General features: G+C 72.6%; 23 protein-coding genes. 6 read left to right on the top strand and 17 right to left on the bottom strand.

The window, feature by feature from the left end; translation table 11 throughout:
- Positions 1-11: 11 nt before the first annotated feature.
- From ACH5AF_RS08080 to ACH5AF_RS08035, 10 genes are all read right to left on the bottom strand, one after another.
- On the bottom strand, positions 12-608 hold the full coding sequence (locus tag ACH5AF_RS08080) for a TetR/AcrR family transcriptional regulator (RefSeq protein ID WP_398900640.1): 597 nt from the start codon (positions 606-608) through the stop codon (positions 12-14).
- Positions 596-1,327, bottom strand: a complete 732-nt coding sequence (locus tag ACH5AF_RS08075; RefSeq protein WP_398900639.1) for an enoyl-CoA hydratase family protein — start codon at positions 1,325-1,327, stop codon at positions 596-598. The genes ACH5AF_RS08080 and ACH5AF_RS08075 overlap by 13 nt, the downstream gene beginning before the upstream one ends.
- A 4-nt stretch (positions 1,328-1,331) precedes the next feature.
- Entirely contained in the window at positions 1,332-2,921 is a 1,590-nt protein-coding gene (locus tag ACH5AF_RS08070) for a 4-coumarate--CoA ligase family protein (protein WP_398900638.1), read from the bottom strand.
- Between the two features lie 44 nt (positions 2,922-2,965).
- A complete protein-coding gene (locus ACH5AF_RS08065) occupies positions 2,966-4,183 on the bottom strand; it encodes an acyl-CoA dehydrogenase family protein (protein ID WP_398900637.1) in 1,218 nt (405 codons plus the stop codon).
- A complete protein-coding gene (locus ACH5AF_RS08060; protein ID WP_398900636.1) occupies positions 4,180-6,135 on the bottom strand; it encodes a biotin carboxylase N-terminal domain-containing protein in 1,956 nt (651 codons plus the stop codon). Before ACH5AF_RS08060 ends, ACH5AF_RS08065 begins: the two co-directional genes overlap by 4 nt.
- A gap of 10 nt (positions 6,136-6,145) precedes the next feature.
- Positions 6,146-7,747 carry an acyl-CoA carboxylase subunit beta gene (locus tag ACH5AF_RS08055; protein ID WP_398900635.1) on the bottom strand — a complete coding sequence of 534 codons (1,602 nt, stop codon included), beginning with the start codon at positions 7,745-7,747 and terminating at the stop codon, positions 6,146-6,148.
- 442 nt (positions 7,748-8,189) lie between these two features.
- Complete coding sequence (locus ACH5AF_RS08050; RefSeq protein WP_398900634.1) at positions 8,190-10,166, bottom strand: acyclic terpene utilization AtuA family protein; 1,977 nt, start codon at positions 10,164-10,166, stop codon at positions 8,190-8,192.
- Positions 10,163-10,990: a TIGR03084 family metal-binding protein gene (locus tag ACH5AF_RS08045; RefSeq protein ID WP_398900633.1), complete on the bottom strand. Its 828-nt coding sequence runs from the start codon at positions 10,988-10,990 to the stop codon at positions 10,163-10,165. The genes ACH5AF_RS08050 and ACH5AF_RS08045 overlap by 4 nt, the downstream gene beginning before the upstream one ends.
- A gap of 85 nt (positions 10,991-11,075) precedes the next feature.
- On the bottom strand, positions 11,076-12,020 hold the full coding sequence (locus tag ACH5AF_RS08040; RefSeq protein ID WP_398901007.1) for an EamA family transporter: 945 nt from the start codon (positions 12,018-12,020) through the stop codon (positions 11,076-11,078).
- 198 nt (positions 12,021-12,218) lie between these two features.
- Positions 12,219-15,092 (bottom strand): FAD-binding and (Fe-S)-binding domain-containing protein, encoded by a 2,874-nt coding sequence (locus tag ACH5AF_RS08035; RefSeq protein WP_398900632.1) that lies wholly within the window; start codon positions 15,090-15,092, stop codon positions 12,219-12,221.
- Between the two features lie 276 nt (positions 15,093-15,368).
- On the opposite strand from ACH5AF_RS08035, the gene ACH5AF_RS08030 reads away from it, so the two are divergent.
- The 3 genes from ACH5AF_RS08030 (at position 15,369) to ACH5AF_RS08020 (ending at position 17,886) form a co-directional block, all read left to right on the top strand.
- Positions 15,369-15,905 carry a GTP-binding protein gene (locus ACH5AF_RS08030; protein WP_398900631.1) on the top strand — a complete coding sequence of 179 codons (537 nt, stop codon included), beginning with the start codon at positions 15,369-15,371 and terminating at the stop codon, positions 15,903-15,905.
- 83 nt (positions 15,906-15,988) lie between these two features.
- Entirely contained in the window at positions 15,989-17,107 is a 1,119-nt protein-coding gene (gene serC / locus ACH5AF_RS08025; RefSeq protein ID WP_398900630.1) for a phosphoserine transaminase, read from the top strand.
- 158 nt (positions 17,108-17,265) lie between these two features.
- The gene (locus tag ACH5AF_RS08020; protein WP_398900629.1) at positions 17,266-17,886 is read left to right on the top strand and encodes a Uma2 family endonuclease; all 621 of its coding nucleotides are present in this window, start codon (positions 17,266-17,268) and stop codon (positions 17,884-17,886) included.
- Between the two features lie 15 nt (positions 17,887-17,901).
- Here ACH5AF_RS08020 and ACH5AF_RS08015 read toward each other — a convergent pair whose 3' ends face one another.
- The 3 genes from ACH5AF_RS08015 to ACH5AF_RS08005 all read right to left on the bottom strand — a co-directional run bounded on the left by ACH5AF_RS08015 (position 17,902) and on the right by ACH5AF_RS08005 (position 20,170).
- Positions 17,902-18,267, bottom strand: coding sequence for a hypothetical protein (locus tag ACH5AF_RS08015; protein WP_398900628.1), 366 nt, complete (start codon positions 18,265-18,267; stop codon positions 17,902-17,904).
- Between the two features lie 104 nt (positions 18,268-18,371).
- A complete protein-coding gene (locus ACH5AF_RS08010; protein WP_398900627.1) occupies positions 18,372-19,205 on the bottom strand; it encodes an ABC transporter permease in 834 nt (277 codons plus the stop codon).
- Positions 19,202-20,170, bottom strand: coding sequence for an ATP-binding cassette domain-containing protein (locus ACH5AF_RS08005; RefSeq protein WP_398900625.1), 969 nt, complete (start codon positions 20,168-20,170; stop codon positions 19,202-19,204). The genes ACH5AF_RS08010 and ACH5AF_RS08005 overlap by 4 nt, the downstream gene beginning before the upstream one ends.
- A gap of 93 nt (positions 20,171-20,263) precedes the next feature.
- Here ACH5AF_RS08005 and ACH5AF_RS08000 point away from each other — a divergent pair, with 93 nt between their 5' ends.
- Entirely contained in the window at positions 20,264-21,028 is a 765-nt protein-coding gene (locus ACH5AF_RS08000) for a TetR/AcrR family transcriptional regulator (protein WP_398900624.1), read from the top strand.
- Between the two features lie 29 nt (positions 21,029-21,057).
- On the opposite strand, the gene ACH5AF_RS07995 is transcribed toward ACH5AF_RS08000, so the two are convergent.
- Positions 21,058-22,026 carry a WD40 repeat domain-containing protein gene (locus ACH5AF_RS07995; protein WP_398900623.1) on the bottom strand — a complete coding sequence of 323 codons (969 nt, stop codon included), beginning with the start codon at positions 22,024-22,026 and terminating at the stop codon, positions 21,058-21,060.
- Between the two features lie 31 nt (positions 22,027-22,057).
- Positions 22,058-22,900 (bottom strand): class I SAM-dependent methyltransferase, encoded by an 843-nt coding sequence (locus ACH5AF_RS07990; protein ID WP_398900622.1) that lies wholly within the window; start codon positions 22,898-22,900, stop codon positions 22,058-22,060.
- Positions 22,901-22,987: 87 nt separating this feature from the next.
- On the opposite strand from ACH5AF_RS07990, the gene ACH5AF_RS07985 reads away from it, so the two are divergent.
- Both ACH5AF_RS07985 and ACH5AF_RS07980 read left to right on the top strand, forming a co-directional pair.
- The gene (locus ACH5AF_RS07985) at positions 22,988-23,575 is read left to right on the top strand and encodes a TetR/AcrR family transcriptional regulator (protein ID WP_398900621.1); all 588 of its coding nucleotides are present in this window, start codon (positions 22,988-22,990) and stop codon (positions 23,573-23,575) included.
- 68 nt (positions 23,576-23,643) lie between these two features.
- Positions 23,644-24,348: a GDSL-type esterase/lipase family protein gene (locus ACH5AF_RS07980; RefSeq protein ID WP_398900619.1), complete on the top strand. Its 705-nt coding sequence runs from the start codon at positions 23,644-23,646 to the stop codon at positions 24,346-24,348.
- Here ACH5AF_RS07980 and ACH5AF_RS07975 read toward each other — a convergent pair.
- Both ACH5AF_RS07975 and ACH5AF_RS07970 read right to left on the bottom strand, forming a co-directional pair.
- Positions 24,338-24,754 (bottom strand): acyl-CoA thioesterase, encoded by a 417-nt coding sequence (locus ACH5AF_RS07975; protein WP_398900618.1) that lies wholly within the window; start codon positions 24,752-24,754, stop codon positions 24,338-24,340. The two genes, ACH5AF_RS07980 and ACH5AF_RS07975, sit on opposite strands and share 11 nt — an antisense overlap.
- 409 nt (positions 24,755-25,163) lie before the next feature.
- Positions 25,164-25,625 carry a hypothetical protein gene (locus tag ACH5AF_RS07970; RefSeq protein ID WP_398900616.1) on the bottom strand — a complete coding sequence of 154 codons (462 nt, stop codon included), beginning with the start codon at positions 25,623-25,625 and terminating at the stop codon, positions 25,164-25,166.
- Positions 25,626-25,668 lie beyond the last annotated feature (43 nt).

Raw genomic sequence — 25,668 nt, 5'->3', positions numbered from 1 at the left:
CTCAATACGTTTCACCCCAGTCCGTCCTCCACCAGCGCAGCCCACTGGGCCACGACCCGCTCCCGCCGGGCCGCGTCGTTCGTGAGGAGGTTGGCCAGGCCCAGGCCGCGGGCCATGTCCAGCAGGCCCTGGACGGTCTCGCGTACGCCGGGGCGGGACTCGTCGGCGTCCAGCAGGCGGACCGCGATGCGGTGGGTCTCGCGGCCGACGCGCGCCTCCAGTTCCGTCACCCGGGGCCGCAGCTGCTCCTCGTTCGACGCCGCCACCCACAGGTGCAGCGCCGCCCGGAACAGGGGGCCGGTGTAGAGGTCGACGAGGGCGGCGACGACCTGCCCGCGGTCCTCGGTCGGCAGCGACCTGAGCGCGTGCGAGCGCTCTTCCGCCACATACTCGACGGCCGCCGTGAACAGGTCCTCCCGGGTCGGGAAGTGGTGCTGCGCCGCGCCGCGGGAGACCCCGGCACGCTCGGCGACCACCGACACGGTCGAGCCCGCCCAGCCGACCTCGGCGAGGCACGCCACGGCGGCCTCCAGCAGCCGCTGCCGGGTCGCCCGGCTGCGGTCCTGCTTCGGCGCCTTCGCCGCCGACGGCGGCGTCACAACACCCATGCGGGATCCCGTCGTTCCAGAAAGGCCGTCATCCCCTCCCGCGCCTCGGGCGACGCGAAGAGCGACGCCGAACGCTGCACCAGGTCTTCCGCGTCCCGGTCGAAGGTTTCCAGCACCCTAGCCGTGACCAGCCGCTTGGACGCCGCCAGGCCCTGCGGCGACGCCCTGCGCAGACCCTCGACGACGGGCGCGAGCGCCTCGTCCACATCGGCCGCGGCGAGCGTGAGCAAGCCGCTGCGTGCCGCCTCGGCGGCGTCGAACCGTTCCCCGGTGAGGTAGTACCGCTCGGCGGCCCGCGGGTCCATCCGGGGCAGCAGCGGCAGCGAGATCACCGCGGGAGCCACCCCGATCCGCACCTCGGTGAACGCGAAGTCCGACACCGCCGTCGCCGCCGCGATGTCGCACGCCCCGACCAGGCCGAGCCCGCCGGCCCGCACATGCCCCGCGACCCGCGCCACGACGGGCTTGGGCAGCGTCACGATCCGCCGCAGCAGGGCGACGAACGTGTACGGGCTCGGCGGCGCCTTCAGGTCGGCGCCCGCGCTGAACGTGGTGCCGGTGTGCGTGAGCACCACGGCCCGTACGGCCTCGTCGCCGCCGCACCTGGCGAGCGCCTCGGCCAGCTCGTCGACGAGCCGCGCGGACAGCGCGTTGCGCGTGTCCGGGCTGTCCAGCGTCAGGGTGGTGATGCCGCGGTCGTGGTCGGTGCGGATCGTCATGGGCCTACTCCTCGGAGCGGTTCTCGCGGTCCCTGAGCTCGCGCCGGAGGATCTTCCCCGACGCGGCGCGGGGGATGCCGCCGGTGAACTCGACGCGGCGGACCTTCTTGTACGGCGCGACGCGCTCGGCGACGAACGCCGTGACGTCGTCCTCGGTCAGGGTCTCGGCGCCCGGCTGCCGTACGACGTACGCCTTCGGGATCTCGTTCCCTTCCTCGTCGAGGACACCGATCACGGCCGCGTCCGCGACGGCCTCGTGGGTGAGCAGCAACGCCTCCAGTTCGGCCGGGGCGACCTGGAAGCCCTTGTACTTGATGAGCTCCTTGACGCGGTCGACGACGAACAGCCAGCCGTCCTCGTCGACGCGTCCGACGTCCCCGGTGTGGACCCAGCCGTCGGGGTCGATCATCGCGGCGGTCGCGTCGGGCCGGCCGAGGTAGCCCTTCATCACCTGCGGCCCGCGGATGGCGATCTCGCCGTCCTCGCCGGGGCCCGCGTCCTCGCCGGAGCCGAGGGCGAGGATGCGCATCTCGGTGCCCGGCAGGAGCTGGCCCACGGACCCGGGTGGGGGGTTCTGCGCCGAGAGCGGCACCACATGGGTGCCAGGGGACAGCTCGGTCATCCCGTACGCCTGCCGTACCGGCGGCAGGCCGAGCCGGCGCGAGCACGCCTCGGCGAGGCGGGCGTCCAGCGGGGCGGCCGCGCTGACGATGTACTCAAGGGACGACAGGTCGTACTTCGCCACCGCCGGGTGCTTGGCGAGCGCGAGAACGATCGGCGGGGCGACGTACAGGCCGCTGATGCGGTGCTCCTGGATCGCCGAGAGGAACGTGTCGAGTTCGAAGCGGGGCAGGACGACGACGGTCGCGCCCTGTCGCAGCGGGGCGTTCATCAGGGCGGTCAACCCATAGATGTGGAAAAACGGCAGAACGGCAAGGATGCGGTCGCCTGGGCCCATGGGGATGAACGGGGCCAGCTGCTCCAGGTTGGTGGCGATGGACCGGTGGGTGAGCATCACGCCCTTGGGGACGCCGGTCGTGCCCGACGAGTACGGCAGGGCCGCCAGGTCCTCGGACGGGTCGATGCAGACCCGCGGTTCGGGCGCGGTCGAGGCCAGCATGTCGACGACACCGACGTGCCCGTCGGCACGGTCGCAGACGAAGATCTCCTCGATCCCGGCCGCGAGTTCGGCGGCCCTGCGTGCGACCTCCAGCAGCGGCGAGACGGTGACGATCCAGCGGGCGGAGGAGTCGCGCAGCTGCTTCGCGAACTCCTCAGCCGTGGCGAGCGGATGGACGGTGGTCACCGCCGCGCCGGCCCGTGTCGCCCCGTAGAACACCGCCGGGTAGGCCACCGTGTTCGGGCTGTGCAGGGCGAGCACGTCCCCCTTGACGAGCCCGGCGTCGGCGAGCGCGGCGGCGATCCGGCGGTGGTGGGCGTCGAGTTGCCGGTAGGTGACGGTGGTGCCGTTCGCACCGTCGACGAGGGCGACCGTGTCGCCGTGCTCCGTGGCGCGGCCCAGCACGGCCTCGTGGATGGGTGCGACGACGGCCGGGACATCTGCGTGACTGCTGCGATGGACGCGGAACACCATTGCGGCCCCCTCGGCGTGGGTACGGACGGCCAGGATGTCGCCTGTCAGTAGGACTTGGGGAGCCCCAGGCACTGGTGGGACACGTAGTTCAGGATCATCTCGCGGCTGACCGGGGCGATTCGGGCCACCCGGGCCGCGGTGACCAGCTTGGCGAGACCGTACTCGCGGGTCAGCCCGTTGCCGCCGAGGGTGTGCACGGCCTGGTCGACGGCCTTCACGCACGCCTCACCCGCCGCGTACTTGGCCATGTTCGCGGCCTCTCCCGCGGCGACGTCGTCACCGGCGTCGTACAGGGCCGCGGCCTTCTGCATCATCAGCCGCGCGAGCTCCAGCTCGATGTGGGCCTGGGCGAGGGGGTGGGCGATGGCCTGGTGGGCGCCGATGGGGTCCTTCCAGACCTGGCGCTCCTTGGCGTACGCGACGGCCTTGGCGAGGGCATGGCGGCCCATCCCGATGGCGAACGCGGCAGTCATGATGCGCTCGGGGTTGAGCCCGGCGAACAGCTGGAGCAGGCCCGCGTCCTCTCCCCCTGGGGGCACCTCCCGGGCCGCTGGGCCCAGGGGGACTTCGGTGTGGGCGGGGGTCCCCCCGGTGAAGCCAGGGGGAGTACCCCCACCCACCAGCGCCTCGGCAGGCAGGCGCACATCGTCGAGGACCAGCTCGAACTGCTTCTCCTGCGCCTGCAGTTCCATGTCGATCACCGAACGATGGAAGCCCTCGGTGTCGCGCGGGACGATGAACAGGCAGGGCTTCAGCTTTCCCGTACGGGCGTCTTCGGTGCGCCCCACGATCAGGGTGGCGTCGGCGATGTCGACACCGGAGACGAAGACCTTGCGGCCGGTGAGCGACCAGCCGTCGCCCACCTTGCGGGCCGTGGTCGTGATCCGGTGCGAGTTGGACCCCGCGTCGGGCTCGGTGATGCCGAACGCCATGCTCAGGCTGCCGTCCGCGAGGCCCGGCAGCCAGGTGCGCTTCTGCTCCTCGGTCCCGAAGCGGGCGATGACGGTGGCGCAGATCGCGGGCGACACGATCATCATGAGCAGGGGGCAGCCGGCCGCGCCCGACTCCTCCAGCACGATGGACAGTTCACTGATGCCGCCGCCTCCGCCGCCGTACTCCTGGGGGATGTTCACGCCGAGGTAGCCGAGCTTGCCGGCCTCGGCCCACAGGGCGGCGCGGTCGTAGTCCTGGCCGTGCCGCCTGCCGAGCGCGGCGACGGCGGCGCGCAGGTCCTGGTGCTCCTGGCTCTCGATGACGGTCATGGCGCGATCTCCTCCTGGGCTTCCGGTACGTCCGAGTCCTGAACGGTTTCCGATCCGGCGTCTCCTACGGCGTCCGGTGCGACGTCCGCTACGACGGCGAGCAGGGCGCCCACTTCGACCTGGCGACCGGGGTGGGCGTGGAGCGCGGTGAGCGTGCCGGAGGCGGGCGAGACGATCCTGTGCTCCATCTTCATGGCCTCCAACCAGACGAGTGGCTGTCCACGGGCGACCCGGGCGCCCTCGTGGACGCCGTCCCCGACCCGCACGACCGTCCCGGGCATGGGCGCGAGCAGCGATCCGGGCTCGGCCCGGTCGGCGGGATCGGTGAACCGGGGGCGGGCGGTGAGGGTATGGGCGCCGAGGGGGGTGTCGACGTACACGGTGTCGCCGTGCACGACCACGTCGTAGGCCCGTAGGACCCCGTCGGTCTCCAGCCGGACCCGGGACGCGGTCACCTCGACGGCGCGCACACCGGTGGCGCCGGGCAGTTCGTAACCGCCGCCGCGCGCGAGCCGGTAGCGGACCTCATGGCCGTTGTAGGTCCTGACCTGGTCCTGGGAGGCGAGGTTGCGCCATGCCCCGCCGAACCGTCCGCCGCGTGCGGCGGCCGCCGCGAGGGCGGCCGCGACGGCGGCGTGCGGCTCACCGGGGGCGGGGGCGGTGAGCTCGTCGAGGTGCCGCTCGTAGTAGCCGGTGTCGAGCCGCGCCGCGGCGAAGTCCGGATGCTCCAACGACCGTACGAGCAGGTCCCGGTTGGTGACGGGTCCGTGCACCCGTGCCCGTCGCAGGGCGTGCGCGAGCCGGCGGACGGCCCCGTCGCGCGTCGGCGCCCAGGCGACGACCTTCGCGATCATGGGGTCGTAGTGGACGCCGATGGTGTCGCCGTCGGCGTACCCGGTGTCGACGCGGACTGCCGGGGCGTCGCCCGGCACGTCGAGCGTGTGCAGCACACCTGTCTGCGGGGTCCATCCGGAGGACGGGTCCTCCGCGTACAGGCGTGCCTCCACGGCGTGGCCCGCGGGCTCGGGCGGGGCCGGCGGCAGCGCGGCGCCCTCGGCCACGCTCAGTTGCAGCGCGACCAGGTCGATGCCGAACACGGCCTCGGTGACCGGGTGTTCCACCTGGAGGCGGGTGTTCATCTCCAGGAAGTGGGTCCGCCCGTCCCCGCCCACCAGGAACTCCACCGTGCCCGCACCGGTGTAGCCCACCGCCCGGGCGGCCCGCACGGCCTGGGTGCGCAGGGATTCGACGAGCTCCGCCGGCAGCCCCGGCGCGGGGGACTCCTCGATGACCTTCTGGTGGCGGCGCTGGAGCGAGCAGTCCCGGGTGCCCAGCGCCCACACCGTCCCGTGCGTGTCGGCGAGGATCTGCACCTCCACATGGCGGCTGTCCTCCACATAGGGCTCGACGAACACCTCGCCGTCGCCGAACGCCGACGCCGCCTCCGAACTCGCCGCCGCCAGTTCCCCGGGCAGCGCGGCCAGGGACCGGACCACCCGCATCCCCCGGCCGCCGCCGCCCGCCGCCGCCTTCACCAGGACCGGCAGGTCCGACTCGGTGACGTCGGTCAGTGGCCGAAGGCCCATCAGCTCCTTGGCCCGTGTCTTCGACGCCATCGCCTCGATGGCCTCGGGAGGGGGCCCGATCCAGACCAGGCCCGCGTCCAGCACGGCGCGTGCGAAGTCCGCGTTCTCTGACAGGAACCCGTATCCCGGGTGCACCGCGTCCGCGCCCGCCGCGAGTGCCGCCTTCACGATCAGGTCGCCGCGCAGGTACGTCTGCGCGGGCGCAGCGCCCGGCAGGCGCACCGCCGCGTCCGCCTCGCGGACGTGCAGGGCCGAGGCGTCGGCGTCGGAGTGGACCGCGACCGTCGCGACCCCGAGGTCACGGCAGGTGCGGAAGACGCGGCAGGCGATCTCCCCGCGGTTCGCGACAAGGACGGAAGCAATCACGGAAGGGCCCTCACATCCGGAAGACGCCGAAGCCGCCGCGGGCGCCTTCGACCGGTGCCGTGTGGATCGCGGACAGGCACAGACCGAGCACCGTCCGTGTGTCGCGGGGATCGATGACCCCGTCGTCGTAGAGCCGCCCGGACAGGAAAGCGGGCAGCGACTCGGCCTCGATCTGCTGCTCGACCATCGCGCGCAGCCCCGCGTCGGCCTCGTCGTCGTAGGGCTGCCCCTTCGCCGCCGCCGACGCCCGGGCGACGATCGACAGTACGCCCGCGAGCTGCTGCGGGCCCATCACCGCCGACTTGGCGCTCGGCCAGGCGAACAGGAACCGCGGGTCGTACGCCCGCCCGCACATGCCGTAGTGCCCGGCTCCGTACGAGGCGCCCATCAGCACCGACAGGTGCGGGACGCGCGAGTTGGACACGGCGTTGATCATCATCGCGCCGTGCTTGATGATGCCGCCTTGCTCGTACTCCTTGCCCACCATGTAGCCGGTGGTGTTGTGCAGGAACACGAGCGGGATGTCGCGCTGGTTGGCGAGCTGGATGAACTGGGCCGCCTTCTGCGACTCGGCCGAGAACAGCACGCCCTGCGCGTTCGCCAGCACGCCCACCGGATAGCCGTGCAGCCGCGCCCAGCCGGTCACCAGGCTCGTCCCGTACAGCGGCTTGAACTCGTCGAAGTCGGAGCCGTCCACGATCCGCGCGATCACCTCGCGCGGGTCGAACGGGGTCTTCAGGTCCTCCGGCACGATGCCGAGCAGCTCCTCGGCCGCGTACTTCGGCTCCTGCGCGGGACCGGCCGGATCGGGGTGCGCCTTGCGGTGGTTGAGGCGGGCGACGATCCGCCGCGCCTGCCGCAGGGCGTCCTGCTCGTCGAGCGCGAAGTGGTCCGCGAGGCCCGAGGCGCGCGCGTGCATCTCGGCCCCGCCCAGCGACTCGTCGTCGCTCTCCTCGCCCGTCGCCATCTTCACCAGCGGCGGACCACCGAGGAAGACCTTCGACCGTTCCTTGATCATGACGGTGTGGTCGGACATGCCGGGGACGTACGCGCCGCCGGCCGTCGAGTTCCCGAACACGACCGCGATCGTCGGGATCCCGGCCGCCGACAGCCGGGTGATGTCGCGGAACAGCCCGCCCCCTGGGATGAAGATCTCCTTCTGGGAGGGCAGATCGGCCCCGCCGGACTCGACGAGCGCGATGCACGGCAGCCGGTTGGCGTACGCGATCTCGTTGGCCCGCAGCGCCTTCTTGAGGGTCCACGGGTTCGAGGCGCCGCCGCGCACGGTCGGGTCGTTCGCGGTGATCAGGCACTCGACGCCCTCGACGACGCCGATGCCCGTGACGATGGACGCGCCCACCGGGTAGTCACTGCCCCAGGCGGCGAGCGGCGACAGCTCCAGGAACGGGGTGTCGGGGTCGAGCAGCAGCTCGATCCGCTCCCGCGCGAGCAGTTTGCCGCGCCCCCGGTGGCGGGCGACGTACTTCTCGCCGCCGCCGGCGAGCGCCTTGGCGTGCTCCGCATCGAGGTCGGCGAGACGGGCGAGCATCGCCTCGCGGTGGGCAGCGTATGCGGGGCTCGTCACATCGACGGCCGTGCCGAGAACGGTCACCTGATTCCTCCGAGGATGCGCCGGCCTTCAGGGCGGGGTGGGGGTACCTCCCGCTTGCGGGAAAGATTCGGACTCCTGCGGAACAGGGCAGCAAAAGCCGCATCGCCACAAGGGCGGTTCAGCGTCCACCACGTGCCGGGGCGAGGCAGCCCACAACGATCAAGAGCCCTCAACTGTCCTGCCTCCCCGAGAGTTGCCGTGTATGACGGAAGCAGCGACGGCGGAGGGCGCCGGGTGTGCCCGGTGGACGTTCCGTCCGCGCCTGTCGTCCGGCGCGTCCGGCGCGTTGATGGCGGAGTGGGCTGGTCCGGGCTGGTGTCACCCCGGTGGGCGCCGATCGCGGAAGACCAGGTGGGGCGCGCTGCCCCGGCTGGCAGCGTGAGCCAGAAATCCCCGATCAGCCCTGAAGGGTGAGGACCCTTCTCTTCAGGCAGGGGAGGATTCACAGCAATGCCTCCGGGATGTCGGCGTAGCGGGCGCGCAGCCACTCGCCCAGTGCCTTGGCCTGCGGGTCGAAACGAGCCTGCGAGGCGACGCCTTCGCCGAGGATCGAGCCGACGACGAAGTTCAGGGCACGCAGGTTGGGCAGCACATGCCGGACGACGAGGAGTCCGTCGGTCTCCGGGAGGAGGACGCGCAGCCGCTCGACGGTCAGTTCGTGGGCGAGCCAGCGCCAGGCGTCCTCGGTACGCGCCCAGACGCCGATGTTGGCGTCGCCGCCCTTGTCGCCGCTGCGGGCGCCCATGACGAGCCCGAGCGGTGCGCGGCGGGTCGGCCCGGGCGGCAGGGGCTCGGGCAGTGCGGGCCCCCCGTCGGCGGGGTCCACGAGGCCGCCGGAGGCATCCGGGGCGTGGCCCGGTGTGCCGCACGGCCCGCCGTCGGCGCGATCCACGAAGCCGTCGGAGGCATCCGAGGCACGGCCCGGTGTCCCGCCGCCCTCGGTGTCGGTGTCGGTGTCGGTGTCCTCCGGTCCGCCTGCGGTCGCGTCGCCGGCGGCCACGGCCGCAGGGGCGCTCGCGCCCTGCGGGTGCCCGTCCGGCCGGTCATGGCTGCCGGGCGCATCGCGGGCGGGCACGGTCGGAGGGACGTCGTCGGCGGTGGACAGGTGGACGCGCTCGCCGTCCGGCAGCACCGCGGTGTGCGGGACGGTTTCCGCGGGCACGTACACCGCGTCGAACACCCCGTACGGTGCGCCCTTGCCGGGCGGGGCCGTCACATGGAAGCCGGGGTAGCTGCCGAGGGCGAGTTCGATCGCGGCGCCGCTCACCGCGCGCCCCACGCGTTCGGCATCCGGGTCGCGCACGACGAGCCGGAGGTAGGCGCTGGCCCGCTCCTCGGTGTCGGCGTCGGCGCTGTCGGTGCGGGCCAGCTCCCAGCGCACCTCGGCTGGCCGCTGCTTGCCGAGCGCGTCCTGAAGCTGCTCACGGACGAGCCGCGCCTTGGCCTCGACGTCGAGGCCGGTCAGCACGAAGACGACCTCGTTGCGCCAGCCGCCGATGCGGTTGAGCCCGACCTTGAGGGTCGACGGCGGGGCCTCACCGCGCACACCGGAGATGCGCACCCGGTCCGGCCCGTCCTCTTCCAGCCGTACGGTGTCGAGCCGGGCGGTCACGTCGGGGCCCGCGTACCGGGCGCCCCCTGTCTCGTAGAGCAGTTGGGCGGTGACGGTGCCGATGTCGACGATCCCGCCGGTGCCGTCGTGCTTGGTGACGACCGCGGTGCCGTCGGCGTGGATCTCGGCGAGGGGGAAGCCGGGGCGGCGCACGTCGTGGCCGGAGAAGAACGCGTAGTTGCCGCCGGTGGCCTGGGTGCCGCATTCGAGGACGTGTCCGGCGACGACCGCGCCCGCGAGCCTGTCGTACTCCTTCGGCCCCCAGCCGAAGTGCGCGGCGGCGGGCCCAGTGACGAGGGCGGCGTCGGTGACGCGGCCGGTGACGACGATGTCGGCGCCGGCGCGCAGGCAGGCGGCGATCCCGGCGCCGCCGAGATAGGCGTGGGCGGTCAGGGCGTCGGGGAAGCGGGCGGAGACGTCGTCGCCCTCGACGTGCGCGACCTGTACGGGGATGCCCAGGCGTCCGGCGAGTGCGCGGACGGCGTCGGCGAGGCCGGCGGGGTTGAGCCCGCCCGCGTTGGTGACGATGCGGACATCGCGCTCGTGGGCGGTCCCGAGGGTGTCCTCCAGCTGCCTGAGGAAGGTCTTGGCGTAGCCGAGGCGCGGGTCCTTCAGGCGGTCGCACCCGAGGATGAGCATGGTCAGCTCGGCGAGGTAGTCCCCGGTGAGCACGTCGAGGGGCCCGCCGGTGAGCATCTCGTGCACGGCCTCGAACCGGTCGCCGTAGAACCCCGAGGCGTTCCCGACGCGCAGCACGTCGGCGCGGCGGCCCAGCGGGACCCGGCCGCCGTCCCGGGCCGCGGTCATCGACGGCCTCCGCCGTCGGCGGGGCCCGCGCCCGCGGCCCCGCGCGGGGCACGGCCCCGGCCCGGTGGACCGGCGAAGGCCTGGGCGATGTCGAGCCAGTGGTCGGCGTCCGCTCCCGTCGCGCGAAGCGACAGATCGGCACGGTGCGCCCGCTGGGTGACCAGGAGGCAGAAGTCCAGCGCCGGGCCGGCGATGCGTTGCGCCGCGTCCTCGGGACCGTAGGTCCACCGTTCGCCGCCGGGTCCCGTCAGCTCGACGCGGAACGGCTCGGCGGGCGGGGTCAGCCCGTGCACCCCGTACGCGAAGTCCCGCGTCCGCACTCCGATGCGCGCGATCTGCGCGAGCCGCGTCGCCGTCGGCCTGCGTTCGACGTCGAGGGCGTCGGCCACGTCCTGGCCGTGCGCCCACGTCTCCATCAGCCGCGCGGTCGCCATCGAGGCGGCGCTCATCGGGGGCCCGTACCAGGGGAACCGCACACCGCGCGGGGCCTCGTGCAGAGCGGTCAGCAGCCGTTCGCGGCCCTCGCGCCAGTAGGCCAGCAGGTCGGCGGGCGGCAGGGCCGCGCCCTCGGCCGCGCCGTCGTCGACGAACGAGTCGGGCGCGGCGAGTGCCTTGGCGATCTCGGCGGCGAAGCCGTCGGGATCGGTGACGGCGACGAGCGCCGCCCGGTCCGTCCAGGCGAGATGAGCGACCTGGTGGGCGACGCTCCAGCCCTCGGCGGGTGTCGGCGCGGCCCACGTTCCGGGCGCCCGGTCGGCGACGAGCCGGTCGAGTTCATCGCTTTCATCGCGCAGGTCGTCGAGCACGGCTGTCGGATCGGACACGTGACGCTCCCCTGTGGGCACGACGGTTCGTGCCCCGGAGCATGGCAGCACTCCAGAAAACAAGCAAGCGTGCTTGCTTTGATATTCAGCCCGCCGCACGCCTCTTTCCGGCCACCTGCGTCCGCACCGCCCCCATGCTCGCCGCGACGACCAGCCCGATCGCCAACACCTCGGCCGGCGAAAGGGCTTGATCGAGGACGAGGAATCCGGCCGTCGCCGCGATCGCCGGCTCCAGACTCATCAGCACGGCGAACGTGGCCGCGGGCAGCCTGCGCAACGCCAATAGTTCGAGCGTGTACGGCAGGACCGACGACATCAGCGCCACCGCGAGACCGAGCCCCAGGGTGGACGGCACCAGCAACCGCGACCCCGCCTCCACCAAGCCGAGCGGCAGACTCAGCAGCGCGCCCACCCCCATCGCCAGCGCCAGCCCGTCCGCCTGCGGGAAGCGCCGCCCGGTGCGGGCGCTGAAGACGATGTACGCCGCCCACATCGCGCCCGCGCCGAGCGCGAACAGCGCGCCCACCGGATCGAGCCGGTCGAAACCGCCGCCGCTCAGCAGGAACACGCCGCCCAACGCCAGCCCCGCCCACAGCAGGTTGACCGGCCTGCGCGAGGCGATCACGGACATCACGAGCGGGCCGAGCACCTCCAGCGTGACGGCCGCGCCCAGCGGGATGCGGTGGGCGGCCTGGTAGAAGAGCACGTTCATCGCGGCCATCGCGAAGCCGAAGGTGACGACGGTGCCCCAGTCGGCGCGCGAATGCCCGCGCAGCCGCGGCCGGCACACGGCGAGCAGCACGAGCGCGGCGAGCACGAGTCGCAGGGTGACCACCCCCAGCGGGCCCGTACGCGGCATCAGCATCACGGCGATCGCCGCACCGAACTGCACCGACAGGGCCCCCGCCACAACGAGCGTCACGGGTCCCAGCGACCGGTCGCCCGCCCCGGGGGCCCCACCTCCGGGCCGCGTCGCCCGCTTTCCCCGCCCCGCGGCGGCGTCGGCCGCCGGACCGGCGCCTTCCGGCAGGACGACGACGGCCCCGGCGCCGGACGGGTCGCCCGTACCCGGCCCCCTCTGCGCACCACCGTTCACCGCCGGCCTCCCCTGCCCGTGTCGCGCCGATCCATCCCTCCACGCTACGGACCGGTGCGCCGCCCCGCCCGCACGCCCCCTCGGCACCGCCGAGGAGGCCCGCACCGCCCGCACCCGCACGCACGCCACCCCTCAGTCGGCCCCGCCCTGCGGTCCTTCCGTGAGCGCCTCCGCCAGTACCTCCGCCAGATGGCTCGCCCGGCGGCCCGCCAGCTGGTCCACCTGCGTGCGGCAGGAGAAACCGTCCGCCAGCAGCACGGTGTCCGCCGACGCCGCCCGTACCGCGGGGAGCAGCTGCTCCTCCGCGCACGCCACCGACACCTCGTAATGGCCCGCCTCGAAGCCGAAGTTGCCGGCCAGGCCGCAGCAGCCGCCGCTCAGCCCACCGCGCAGACCGGCCCTCTCCCGCAGCGCCCGCTCCGCCGCATCACCCAGTACCGCATGCTGGTGACAGTGCGTCTGACCCACCACCGGGCGGTCCACGCGCGGCGGGCTCCAGTCGGGGGCGCACTGGCCGAGGGTCTGCGCGAACGTCCGTACCGAGGCTGCGAGCCGGGCGGCCCGCGGATCGCCGCCCATCAGCTCCGGCAGGTCCGTCGTCAGCGTCGCGGCACAGCTGGGCTCCAGCACCGTGACAGGCAGGCCCAGTTCGAGCAGCGGCTCCACCGTGTCGAGGGTACGCCGCATGACCGAGCGGGCCCGGTCGAGCTGGCCCGTGGAGACGTACGTCAGCCCGCAGCAGACCCGGCCGGGCGGCAGCACGATCCCGATGCCCGCCGCCTCCATGACCCGTACCGCGGCCATGCCCACGGAAGGCGACAGCCGGTCGGTGAACGTGTCCGGCCACAGCACCGCCGTACGGTCCTGCGCGAACACCCCGGTGCGGTCGCGCAGATGCTCGCGGAGCAGGCGGCTCAGCGACCGGGGAGCCAGGAGCGGCAGCTGTCGCTCGGGCGCGATACCGCACACCTTCTTGGCCAGTGCCGCCGCCGGGCCGGTGCGGGCGAGCACGTTGACCAGGGGCGCGAACGGCGCGGCGAGCCGCAGCCACTGCGGGAGGCGGCCCATCGTGTAGTGGGGGGCGGGCCTGCGCCGTCCCGCGTAGTGGTGGTGCAGGAACTCGGCCTTGTACGTGGCCATGTCCACGCCCACCGGGCAGTCGCTGCGGCAGCCCTTGCACGACAGGCACAGATCGAGGGCGTCCAGGACCTCCGCCGAACGCCAGCCGTCCGTGACGATCTCGCCGGCCAGCATCTCGTGCAGCAGCCGGGCCCGTCCCCGGGTGGAGTGCCGCTCCTGGCCGGTCGCCCGGTACGAGGGGCACATCACGTCCGCGCCCCCGGCGACCCGCTCCGTACGGCATTTGGCGACGCCGACGCAGCGCCGTACCGCGCCCGCGAAGTCGCCGCCGTCGTGCGGGTAACCGAAGGCGACGTCGACGGGCCGCCTGGGCAGCACGTCGAAGCGGAGATCGGTGTCGAGCGGCGCCGGGCGGACGAGGACGCCCGGGTTCAGCAGCCGGTCGGGGTCCCACAGGTCCTTGAACGCGCCGAAGAGTCCGACGAGTTCGGGACCGTACATCTTCGGCAGCAGCTCGGCGCGCGCCAGTCCGTCACCGTGCTCGCCGGACAGCGAGCCGCCGTGCGCGACGACGAGATCCGCCACCTGCTCGGAGAACGTACGGAACCGGGCGACACCCGGCGGGCTCAACAGGTCGAAGTCGATGCGGACATGGATGCAGCCGTCGCCGAAGTGGCCGTAAGGGGTGCCGCGCAGGCCGTGCTCGGCGAGCAGGGCCCGGAAGTCACGCAGGTAGGGACCGAGCCGGGCGGGCGGGACGGCGCAGTCCTCCCAGCCCGGCCAGGCCTCGCCGCCGTCAGGCGTCCGCGTGGCGGTGCCGGCAGCGTCCTCCCGTACCCGCCACAGCGCCCGCATGCCGGCCGGGTCGTGGACGACCGTGCCGTCGAGCGCGTCGGCGGCCCGGATGATCTCCGCCGCGCGCGAGCGCGCCTCGGCGGCGCTGTCGCCGCCTGTCTCGACGAACAGCCAGGCCCCGCCGCGCGGCAGCCCGTGCGCGTCGGGCACGAGGTCGTCGGCCATGCCCTCCACGGTCAGGGGCCCGTAGGGCAGGAGGCCGCAGGCGGCCTCGGCGGCGGCGCTCTCGTCGCGGTAGCCGAGGACGGCGAGGGCGCGGGCGGCCGGGGTCCGAACCAGGTCGACGGTCGCCTCGGTCAGGACGGCGAGGGTGCCCTCGCTGCCGCAGAAGGCACGGGCGAGGTCGACGCCCCTCTCGGGAAGCAGGGCGTCGAGGGCGTACCCGGAGATCCGCCGCGGCAGCCCCGCGGGGTATCCGGTGCGCAGGAGCGCCAGGTTCGCGCGGACCAGGTCGTCCAGGCCGGGCGGGACGCCGGTGGAGCGGGTGCCCCGGTCGAGGGTGACGGAGCGGCCCGAGGAGGTGACGGCCGCGAGTCGGCGGACGTTGTCGGCGGTCGTGCCCCAGCGCACGGAGTGCGCACCGCACGAGTTGTTCCCCACCATTCCCCCGATCGTGCACCTGCTGTGCGTCGAGGGGTCCGGGCCGAAGGCCAGGCCGTGCCCCCGTACCGCCGCCTGCAGCGTGTCCAGCACCACTCCCGGCTGTACGACGGCCGTGCGGGCGTCGGGGTCCACGGAGAGGATCGCGTTCATGTGCCGGGTGAAGTCCAGGACGACGCCGACGCCCGTGGCCTGGCCGGCGATCGACGTGCCGCCGCCGCGCGCCACCACGGGCACCCCGTGCTCCCGGCACACCGCCAGGGCCGCCGCCACGTCGTCCGCGTCGCGCGGGGCCACGACACCGTCCGGGACGCGCCGGTAGTTGGAGGCGTCCATGGTCGTCAGGGCCCGTGCCGCGACGCCGAAGTCGACGTCGCCGCGCACGGCGGCGGTGAGCGCCCCCGCCACGTCGTGCGTATCTGTTGTGTGTACGAAACGCCTGCCGTCCTGCCGGTCCCTGTGGTGCGCCATGTCCCCCAGGATGACCCCCAGGCCGCCTCTCACACCTGCGTCACTCCCGGGGAATCCACGTGCGTCCCTCCCGGGGAATCCGCGTGCGTCCCTCCCGGGAGCGCGCCAGTTGCGCACGGTGCGCAGAAGAGAACGAATCGAGACACTCCAGGGCCTTGTCCAAGTGATCGCCAACTCTCCTATAGTGACCTCCACTTGATCAGAACGCAGCGGCTCCGACGTCCCCTACCGCATCCCCGGAAGGCACCGCTCGATGACCGGCACCGACGAGAAACGATGAACCGCGCCGGGGCACACCTCAGCGCGATGAAGATCGTCGTGGCCGGTGGATCCGGCACGGGGAGCACGACGATGGTGCGGTCCGTCAGCGAGATCCGCCCGCTGCACACGGAGGAGCCGATCAGCGGCCCCGCCGCCGTGGCCGGCCGGACGGTGACGACGGTCGCCCTGGACTTCGGGCGCATCACCCTCGACCAGCGCATGGTGCTGCATCTGTTCGGCATGCCCGGGCAGGACCGGTTCCGTTTCCTGTGGGACCCGCTCCTCGACGGCACGACGGGCGCGGTCGTCCTCGTCGACACGCGCGCGCTCGACGCCGCCCGGTTCGCGATCGACTGCCTGGAGGGTCGCGACACGCCGTTCATCGTCGCCGTCAACGACTTCGGCGGCCCGTTCCGGTCGGAGGACGAGATCCGCGGCGAGTTGACGCTCGGGCCGGGTGTGCCGATGGTCGAGTTCGACGCCCGTGACCACTCGTCCAGCAAGTTCGTCCTCATCGCCCTGATCAAGCACCTGGAGGGCCACGCCCTGTGATCCCGCAGCTCAAGGGCTGTGCGGGCGTCTCATGGTCCGGACCGGGTCGGCGTCCGGTAGCCGGAGGCGATACGCTCCGGCTCGTGGCTGATATCCAGATTCCCGCTGACATCAAGCCCGCCGACGGCCGTTTCGGCGCGGGCCCCTCCAAGGTGCGTACGGAGGCGCTGGACGCCCTGGCCGCCACCGGCAGCTCCCTGCTCGGCACCTCACACCGCCAGGCTCCGGTCAAGAACCTGGTCGGCGAGGTCCGCGACGGTGTGCGCGAGCTGTTCTCCCTGCCCGAGGGTTACGAGGTGATCCTGGGCAACGGCGGCTCCACCGCCTTCTGGGACATCGCGACGCACGGGCTGATCGAGAACAAGTCCCAGCACCTGTCCTTCGGCGAGTTCTCCTCCAAGTTCGCCAAGGCCGCGAAGCTGGCGCCGTGGCTGGCCGATCCGACGGTGGTCTCCTCCGACCCCGGCACGCACCCGGACCCGCGGGCCGAGGAGGGCGTCGACGTCTACGCCCTCACCCACAACGAGACCTCGACCGGTGTCGCGGCCCCGGTCAAGCGCGTCGCGGGCGCCGACGAGGGCGCTCTCGTCCTGGTGGACGCCACCTCCGGCGCGGGCGGCCTGCCGGTCGACATCACCGAGTCGGACGTGTACTACTTCGCCCCGCAGAAGTCCTTCGCCGCCGACGGCGGACTGTGGCTGGCCGTGTTCTCCCCCGCCGCGATCGAGCGCGCCGAGCGCGTCCACGCGTCCGGCCGCCACGTGCCGGAGTTCTTCAGCCTGCCGACGGCGATCGACAACTCCCGCAAGAACCAGACGTACAACACCCCGGCGCTGGCCACGCTCTTCCTGCTGAACGAGCAGCTGAAGTGGATCAACGGCCAGGGCGGCCTGGACTGGTCGGTGCGCCGCACCGGAACGTCCTCGAGCACGCTCTACGGCTGGGCCGAGGCGTCGAAGCACGCGACCCCGTTCGTGGTGGACCCGGCGAAGCGCTCGCAGGTCATCGGAACGATCGACTTCGCGGACGAGATCGACGCGTCGGCGGTCGCGAAGGCGCTGCGCGCGAACGGCATCGTCGACACCGAGCCGTACCGCAAGCTGGGCCGCAACCAGCTGCGTATCGCGATGTTCCCGGCGGTCGACCCGGCGGACGTCGAGGCGCTGACGGCGTGCATCGACTACGTGATCGAGAAGCTGTAGCGGCGAGCCGTACGAGCCTGTTCAAGGGCCCGGGACGCGACCATCGGTCAGCGTCCCGGGCCCTTGATCGCTCAATGGTGTGACGATCCGCCTACCGGACATCGAACGACCCCGCGCCCTACGATGATGCTCTCGACACCAGCCATCAGGAGGCCCGCATGTCTGCCGCAGCAGTCGAGCACCCCTGTGACCCCTGTGCGGGCGAGATGCCGACGCTACTCGAAGAGGCCGATCGCCTGATCGAGCGGCTGCCCGGCTATCGCGTCGAGATCATCGGAGGCGTCCTCACCGTGACCCCGCCCGCGGACGGTGCCCATGCACGGGCACTCACCGTTCTCATGCAACCGTTCATGCTCGCCGGTCTGGCCGGTGGGGAGACCGAGGTGCTGCAGGCCGTCGGGCTCTGGCTTCCCGACGGCCCCGAGGACTACACCGTCCCGGACCTCTGCGTGGTCGACGCCGACTTCGAGGACCACCTGATGGAGTTCAACTGCTACGACCCGGCCGTCTTCCGGCTCGTCCTGGAGGTCACCTCCAGCAATTACCGGCAGGACCTGCGGAACAAGGTCGCCGCCTACGCGATGGCCAGGGTCCCGGTCTATGTGATCGTCGACCGCAAGCACACCCGCGTCCACGTCCTCACCGCCCCGATCGCCAACGAGTACGACAGCCACGAGGTCTACGCCCCCGGCCAGCGGCTGACCCTTCCCGACTCGATCGGCGCCGAGGTCGAGCTCGATGTGGCCGAGCTGCTGAAGGCCGGCGAGCGCAGGTCCTGAGCCGCCGTCGGAGGCTCAGCCCATCGCCGCCTTGACGTGGTCGATCACCTCGGTGAACTCCTTTGTCGGCGAGAAGTCCAGGTACTCGCAGTCCTCCAGCGCCTCCGGGACGTGGCCCGGCGGCCAGTAGAAGGCCTGTCCCGCCTCGTAGGTCTCGTCGCCGGAAGGTGTCCGCATCTTCAGCCGCCCCGAGAACAGGTATCCCCAGTGCGGGCACTGGCACTTGTCGTCGGGCAGGCCCTTGACCGCCTCGGACATGTCCGTGCCCTTGGGGAAGCGGACGAACGCGACGGTCATCTCGCCGCCGACCTCCGTCATGCGCAGTTCCACGCCGCCGCCTTCTATGGCGACAGGGGTGTCGTCACGTGTGGTCGCCGTCATGATTGCCTCCACGGCCGGGGCCGGGTCGAGGTCGCGGTCCTGCGGCCTCCTTCCAGTCTCGACCCGGCGGTGCGCGGGGTGCGAGACGGGATGAGAACCGCAGGTCAGCGACTCAGCCGCTGGAACCGCCGGACCGCGAGCGGCAGGAAGACCGCGGTGATCACCAGCGGCCACACCACCGCCATCAGCAGTGCGTGCTCCTGGATCCAGCTGCCGTCGCTCGCGACCGGGTTGCCGAACAGTTCGCGCGCCGCGGCCGCGGTGGACGAGATCGGGTTCCACGCGGCGATCGCGCCGAGCCAGTCCGGCATCGTCGACGGCGGGACGAAGACGCTGGAGATCATGGTGAGCGGGAACGCCACGGCGTAGAGCCCGCCGGCCGCCTCCGGTGTCGGCACCACCAGTCCGAGCAGGATGCCGACCCAGATCAGGCAGAACCGCAGGAGCAGCAGCAGCCCGAACGCCGCAAGCACCGCGCCCGCACCCGCGTCGGAGCGCCAGCCCATCGCGAAGGCGGTCGCCGCGAGGATGATCAGCTCGGCGCCGGCGACGATCAGGTCGTTGACGCCGCGTCCGGTGACCACGGCGGAGGGAGCCATCGGCATGGAGCGGAAGCGGTCGATGACGCCCTTGGAGGCGTCGGTGACGACGGCGATCGCGGTGTTCATGAAGCCGAAGGCCATGGTCATGGCGAACATGCCGGGCATCAGGAAGTCGCGGACGCTGCCGCCGTCGGGTGACTTCATCGCGCCGCCGAAGACGTACCCGTAGAGCAGCACGGAGATGATCGGAAAGCCGAGCTGCCAGGCGATGAGGACAGGCTGGCGCTGATAGTTGGTCAGCCCGCGGCGTACGACGCCGAAGCAGTCGGCGATCGCCCAGTAGGCGCGGCCGTGCGTGTCCCGCTGGTCCAGGTCCACCGTGTCGAGCGCGCTCATGCCGCCGTCTCCTTGGTCGTCTCGTCCGTACCGTGGCCGGTCAGGCGCAGGAACACGTCGTCGAGGCTCGGCCTGCGCAGTCCGATGTCCTCCACCCCGATGCCTTCGTCCTGCAGGGTGCGCGCCACCTCGGTCAGGGCCGCGACCCGGTCGGTCACCGTGGCGTGCACGCGCCGTTCCGGGCCGTCCGTCACCGGCTCGGTGTCCGAGACCCGTGCGACGGTCTTGGCGACGGCGGGGAGGTCGGCCCCGTCCCGCACGACCACCTCGATGCGGTCGCCGCCGACACGGTTCTTCAGCCCGTCGGGGGTGTCGTCGGCGATGGCGCGGCCGTGGTCGATGACGGTGATCCGGGAGGCGAGCCTGTCGGCCTCCTCCAGGTACTGCGTGGTGAGCAGGACCGTGGTGCCGCCCGCGACCAGCCGCCGCACCGCCTCCCAGACCTCGCCGCGCGAGCGTGGGTCGAGTCCGGTGGTCGGCTCGTCGAGGAACAGGACGCGCGGCGCGAGGATCATCGAGGCGGCGAGGTCGAGCCGGCGCCGCATGCCGCCGCTGTACGTGCCGACGCCCTTGTCGCCGGCTTCCACCAGATCGAACCGCTCCAGCAGTTCGCCCGCCCGCAGCGCGGCGCGCCGGCCGCCGAGGTGGAAGAGACGCCCGAACATCTCCAGGTTCTGGCGGCCCGTCAAGACCTGGTCGACAGCGGCGTACTGCCCGGTGAGTCCGATCCGGCGGCGCACCCGGCGCGGATCGCGGGCGACGTCGACGCCGGCGACCTCGGCCCGCCCGCCGTCGAACCGCAGCAGGGTCGCGAGGACGCGGACGGCAGTGGTCTTGCCCGCGCCGTTGGGTCCGAGCAGCCCGTGCACGGTGCCCTTGCGCACGGCGAGGTCGAAGCCCGCGAGTGCCTTCTTGTCCCCGTATCTCTTCTCGACGCCTTCGGCGATCACCGCATGGTCGTCCATGGCCCCTCCACCCCTCGGCAAACAACTGAGTACGGCGTACCCACATGAGAGTACATCGTACTCAGTTTTTCTCCACGGGATTAAGGTGAGGCCATGACGACGACCGAAACGAGCGGCAGCGGTGACGTCTCGCGCAGCCTCGAACTCCTCTGGGGCACCGGCGAGCGCCCCACGCGCGGCCCCAAACCGGGCCTCACCCTCGACCGCATCGTCACGGCCGCCGTCCGGCTCGCCGACGCGGAGGGGATGGCCGCCGTCTCGATGCGCCGGCTGTCCACGGAGCTCGGCACCGGCACCATGTCGCTCTACCGGTACGTCCCCGGCAAGGCCGAGCTGCTCGACCTGATGCTCGACCGCGTCACCGGCGAGCCCCTGGAGAACGAGGCCTACGCCCCCGAGTCCCCCGCCTGGCAGGACGCCGTACGCGCCATGGCCCGCGGCTACCGGGACCTCTACCGCGCGCATCCATGGCTGCTGAAGGTCAACCAGTCCCGCACGGTCCTCGGCCCGAGCGCCGTCCGCGGCCTGGACACCTCACTGGCCGCGCTGCGGGACATGGGCCTGCGCGACCCCGAGCTGATCTCCGTGATCATCGCCGTGCAGTGCTTCGTCGGCGGCATCGTCCGCATCGAGGTGGAGACCGTGGAGGCCGCGCAGCAGACCGGCCAGAGCGAGGAGGACTTCTGGAAGAGCCAGGAGCCGTTCCTCTCCAAGGCCATGCTCAGCGGCGACTACCCGGCCCTGGCGAACCTCTCCGAGGATGCCTTCTCCTCGGAGTTCGACCACTTCGCCTTCGGTCTGGAGCGACTGGTCGTCGGCTTCGAGGCGCTCGTGCGGCAGCGGGCGGAGACGCCTTAGGACCGCCGGCGACGCAGGGCGAACACCCCTCAGGACCGCCGACGACGCAGGGCGAACACCAGCACCGCCCCGCCGGCGAGCACGAGCAGGCCGTACGCCGTCACGCCAGGCTCCATGCCCTCGTCGTCAGCGGCCGCCTGGTCACCACCGGCCCCGGGGCGGTCGTCACCGCCGGAGTCCTCCTCCTTCGAGGGGAGCTCCACCCGCTCCACGGTGCTCTGTTCGCCCTCCGTGCCGAACATCAGCGCCTTGCCGTCGAGCGTGTACGTCACCGACTCCGCCTGCCCCTGGATCGGAGCGCGCACCCGGTGGTCCGCGCCGAGGCGGCCGTTCTTCCACGCGTAGCCCCGGGCGCTGAAGTACGAGCGCAGGACGAGCTCCTCCCCGTCCGGGGAGAACGCGCCGTCGGTCACCCACGGCACCTCCCCGATCCGCCGGAAGGTATTGGTCGCCGAGGCGCTGAGCGACGCGGGGCCCTCGTACAGGACGCCGCCCTCCTCGTTCTTGGAGGCGATGTAGACCCGGCCGGTCTTCGGATGCACCATCAGCGCCTCCGCGTCGCGCGGCCCGTCGGCGTACTTCACGTCGAACTGTGTGGCGCGCACCGTCTGGTCGGCCAGCCGGGCCGGCTCGCGGAAGCGGTAGATCCACACGTGGTCCCAGCTGCCGTCGAGGTTGTCGCCTATGTCGCCCACGTAGACGTTCCCGTCCGCGCCGACGGAGATCGCCTCCATGTCCCGCGGTGTGCCGACCCCTTGGAGGGTGACGGTCGCCACCGTTTCGCCGGTGGCGGAGTCGATGGCGAAGACGCGGGGCTCGTCCTGGTCGTTGTGCGTCCAGTAGACCCCGGGATGCGCGCGGCTCGCCGCGAGGCCACTGGACTCGGTGATCCTCGGGTCCTTGATGGTGAACCCGCTGTCGTCGTCCGCCGCCGCGGGCACGGCGGCGGCGAGGACGAGCGCGGCGGCGAGGCCGGTGACGCACGGAAGCGAACGCATGCCCCCAGCCTGCCACCTCCGCCCGCGAACGTTACGGCCGTACGGCGGTGACCAGCCAGGCCGTGCTGCGCAGGCGGACCGCCCCGTCCTTCTCATGCGGGCGCAGGATGTCCACCAGCTCCCGCCGGGCCCGCTCCCCCGTGGCCTCGTCGACCTGGCCGAGCAGATGCCGTCCGGGCCCGGAACCGAGCAGGAACGCGCCGGCGTCCTCCGCGTCGCTCCCCCACCTCCCGTACGCCTCCACCCGCTCGGCCGCGATCCCGGCGAACCCGGCCCCGTTCAGGACCTCGTGGATGCGGTCGGGGTCGGCGAGCGAGAACATGCCGGGCCCGCCCATCGCGCCGAAGCCGCCCAGGGTCAGCAGGCCGCGCAGCCCGGCGAGGGCCTGGAGCCACTCGTTGGCCCCGGCTTCCGCGGCGATGACGAAGGCGGCACGGCCGCCGGGGCGCAGGGCGCCGCGGATGTTGGCGAAGGCGGCGACGGGGTCGGCGAAGAACAGGACGCCGTAACGGCTGATGACCACGTCGAAGGCGCGGCCTTCGAGCGGGTGCACCTGGGCGTCACCGCGCTCGAAGTCCACGTTGGCGAGGTTCTCGGCGCGGGCGGTGGCGCGAGCGCGCTCCAGCATCGGGGCGGACAGGTCCAGCCCCGTGGCCCGGCCGTGGGCCGCACGCCGTGCGGCGAGCCGGGTGGTGGCCCCGGCGCCGCAGCCGACGTCGAGGACGGCGTCCTGGGCACGGATCGCGGCGGCGGTGAGCAGCGGCTCGTCGAAGCCCTCGTTCACCGCGTCCCAGCGGTCCTGGTGGCGGGCCCAGTGACTGCCTTCGTAACCGTTCCACGCCTGTTCCTGCTCGGTGTTGACGACGTACTGCACGACAGTGCCTCCCGACTAGTATGGGCGTATGCCCAAACAGTATGGGCACACGCCCATACTGTCCACTCCTCACCGGAAGAGATCTGGATGTCACCGCGCGGAGTCGCCGTACCCAACGCCCGCGAGCGGCTGTTCGCCGCCGCGGAACGAGTCGTCGCCGCAGGCGGCCCCGGCGCCCTGACCAGCAGGGCGATCACGGACGAGGCCGGCTGCGCGAAGGGCCTGCTGCACGCCCACTTCGCGGGCGGGCTGGACGAGTTCGTCGCGGAACTGGTCCTCGACCGCTTCGCCCGCACCGCCGCCCTCGCTTCCGCACTGCCCGACCGGGCCGGCGAGGAGACGATCACCGCGAACCTCACCGGCGTCGCGTCCGCCCTGCTCACCGCCACCGGCCCGGAGCTCTCCGGCCTCGCCCTCACCCGGCCGGGCGCCGCCGAACGCTTCCGCGACGCGATGGCGTCCGGCGCGCCGGGCTTCGCCGCCGTCCAGGAGTCGGTCACCCGCTACCTCGACGCCGAACGCTCCCTCGGCCGCGTCCCCGCAGGCCTGGACACGGCCACGGCGGCCCTGGCCCTGGTCGGCACCGTCCACCACCTGCTGATGACCACCTGGCCCGGCGCGCCGGACCCGGCCGAGCAGATCGACCGGCTGGTGCTGCTGCTCACCCGTGGATGACCGGTCGTGTCCAGCCTCACATCCCGTCAGCTGCCGAGTCACCGGTGAGTTCGGCCATGATGTCGCCCATGCGTTTCCTGTTCGTCGGCGACTCCATGACCATCGGACGCGCCGGCGACTACAGCTGGCGCTACCGGATGTGGCAGCACCTCGCGTCCCTCGGCGAGCCGTACGAGATTGTCGGCCCCCGCACCACGCTGTACGACACCGAGGCGAACGCCCCCGTCTCGCACGCGTACGCCGATCCCGCCTTCCCGGCAGGCGCCCGCCGCCACCTGGCCGGCTGGGGCGAGGGCTGGCTCCACATGGCCCCCGTCATCGGGGAGACGGTCGCCGCCGAGAAGGCGGACATCCTCCTGGTCTCCCTCGGCCTCATCGACCTCGGCTTCTACACGGACAGTGACCAGACGGCCGCCAACGCCCGGGAGTTCGTCGCCCGCGCCCGCGAGGCCGACCCGCATGTCCGCATGGTCCTGCTCCCGGTCATCCCCAACATCCGTGCCGCGTCCGACGCCCCGTTCGCCGCCGAGTGCGACCGCTTCAACGTGCTCCTCGCGAAGGCGGTCGCGGACCTCGACACCCCCACCTCCCCGATCCTGCTGGCCTCGCGGCCGCCCTCGTACGACATCCACCAGGACACCTACGACGGCACCCACCCGGGCCCGACGGGCGAACACAAACTGGCGGCCGCGTTCGCCGACGCGATGCACCAGGCATGGGGACTGGGCAGGGCGTACCGGGCCGCGGCCCAAAGGACTACGGTCAGCCGCTGAGCAGGTCCGGATTGTCGGCCAGCGCGGCCAGATGCGCCCGCGGGTCGGCGACGAGCCGCCGGGTCGACAGATCCAGCATGCCCGCCACGCCGGAGATCTCGGCAGCGAGCGTGCCGTCGTCCTTGAGGATCTGCTGGACGACCTGGAAGGTCTTCCCCTCCCCGTACACGAACCGACAGGTCACCCGCACCCGGTCGCCGCCGCGCAGCTCACGCGCGAACTTCACGGTCACCTCGAGCGCGACCGGCCCGACGCCGCTCGCAAGCAGCTTCTCCTGCGACAGCCCTGCGGCCCGCAACAGCTCCCACCGCGCGTGCTCGGCGTACTGCAGATAGACGGCCTGGTTCAGGTGCCCCTGCGTGTCGAGCTCGTAGCCGCGCACGGTCACATCCACGGAGAAGGTCATGCCCGCGGCAACAGCAGAGCGGGGTCCCGGCATTCCCGCGGGCCCACCTGCGTATCGGCCGCCGCCTGTGCGACCCATGTCCGCCAGGGGACGTGGCCCCGGACTGGGCGGGCGGCGGATGCCATGTCCGTGCGGCAACGGCCGCGATGCGCCTCGTCGGCGAGACGGAACTTCGCATGTGGGCGGCGACCGCCAGTCCAACGGCCACTGGCGCCCGTCGAACGCGGGCGCCCCGACACACGACCATCCCCCGGCGCACCGGGTGAGCGCCCGAACCCCCGCCGGCCAGGCGTCCCCGCATGCCTGTCACGAACGGCCCCGTTTCCGGGGGCGGTTGCCGGTCGGCTCGTACACGGGGCCGGCCCCTCCCGCGAGGTGGCCGGCCCCGGCGGCGTAGGTCCGCCGGCCGTCAGAAGACGAACGGCCCCGGGTCCTGGGGGGACGTCGCCGTGCACTCAGCCGTGACGCCGAAGACGACGACCGTCAGGGACTTCGCCTCCAGGCTGTCGCCCGACGCGACCGTACCGTCCAGCGGGCCGGTCGAGACCGCGCCGCCGGCCGGGATCGCCGGGTTGGAGTTGCCGGTGAACGTCGTCGTCCCGGAGCCGTTCCTGGTGAGGGTCAGGGTGGACGCGACCGCGCCGGCCGCGATGGGAACCGGAGCCTTGATGGCCTCCGTCGAGAGTTCGATCGTCGCGGCCGTGCCGTCCTGCGTGGCCTTGAGCGTCGCCGTGCCGGAGCCGTACGAACCGCAGTCGAACGACAACGTTGCCGTCTCCGGCGTCACCTGGGGTGCTGCCTGGGCCGCGGGTGCCATGGCGAGTGTGCCTGCGGCGAGGGCCGCGGCGAGGAGCAGGGTGCTGTGTCTCATGGGGGGATCCTGCCTTCGTGTGGGGGTCACGGGCTGGCGGAGG

Origin of the sequence: Streptomyces sp. NPDC018833 (assembly GCF_044390825.1) — a bacterium.
GTDB lineage: Bacteria > Actinomycetota > Actinomycetes > Streptomycetales > Streptomycetaceae > Streptomyces.
This window is presented reverse-complemented; position numbering and strand designations above follow the sequence as displayed.

Coding starts and splice junctions, on each gene's coding strand:
- ACH5AF_RS07995 (WP_398900623.1), bottom strand. CDS start 22,026: ATGCGTTCGCTTCCGTGCGTCACCGGCCTCGCCGCCGCGCTCGTCCTC.
- ACH5AF_RS08000 (WP_398900624.1), top strand. CDS start 20,264: ATGACGACGACCGAAACGAGCGGCAGCGGTGACGTCTCGCGCAGCCTC.
- ACH5AF_RS08010 (WP_398900627.1), bottom strand. CDS start 19,205: ATGAGCGCGCTCGACACGGTGGACCTGGACCAGCGGGACACGCACGGC.
- ACH5AF_RS08005 (WP_398900625.1), bottom strand. CDS start 20,170: ATGGACGACCATGCGGTGATCGCCGAAGGCGTCGAGAAGAGATACGGG.
- ACH5AF_RS08050 (WP_398900634.1), bottom strand. CDS start 10,166: ATGACCGCGGCCCGGGACGGCGGCCGGGTCCCGCTGGGCCGCCGCGCC.
- ACH5AF_RS08015 (WP_398900628.1), bottom strand. CDS start 18,267: ATGACGGCGACCACACGTGACGACACCCCTGTCGCCATAGAAGGCGGC.
- ACH5AF_RS07985 (WP_398900621.1), top strand. CDS start 22,988: ATGTCACCGCGCGGAGTCGCCGTACCCAACGCCCGCGAGCGGCTGTTC.
- ACH5AF_RS08035 (WP_398900632.1), bottom strand. CDS start 15,092: ATGGCGCACCACAGGGACCGGCAGGACGGCAGGCGTTTCGTACACACA.
- ACH5AF_RS08075 (WP_398900639.1), bottom strand. CDS start 1,327: ATGACGATCCGCACCGACCACGACCGCGGCATCACCACCCTGACGCTG.
- ACH5AF_RS08080 (WP_398900640.1), bottom strand. CDS start 608: ATGGGTGTTGTGACGCCGCCGTCGGCGGCGAAGGCGCCGAAGCAGGAC.
- ACH5AF_RS08030 (WP_398900631.1), top strand. CDS start 15,369: ATGAACCGCGCCGGGGCACACCTCAGCGCGATGAAGATCGTCGTGGCC.
- ACH5AF_RS08065 (WP_398900637.1), bottom strand. CDS start 4,183: ATGACCGTCATCGAGAGCCAGGAGCACCAGGACCTGCGCGCCGCCGTC.
- ACH5AF_RS07970 (WP_398900616.1), bottom strand. CDS start 25,625: ATGAGACACAGCACCCTGCTCCTCGCCGCGGCCCTCGCCGCAGGCACA.
- ACH5AF_RS07980 (WP_398900619.1), top strand. CDS start 23,644: ATGCGTTTCCTGTTCGTCGGCGACTCCATGACCATCGGACGCGCCGGC.
- ACH5AF_RS08070 (WP_398900638.1), bottom strand. CDS start 2,921: ATGGTGTTCCGCGTCCATCGCAGCAGTCACGCAGATGTCCCGGCCGTC.
- ACH5AF_RS08020 (WP_398900629.1), top strand. CDS start 17,266: ATGTCTGCCGCAGCAGTCGAGCACCCCTGTGACCCCTGTGCGGGCGAG.
- ACH5AF_RS07975 (WP_398900618.1), bottom strand. CDS start 24,754: ATGACCTTCTCCGTGGATGTGACCGTGCGCGGCTACGAGCTCGACACG.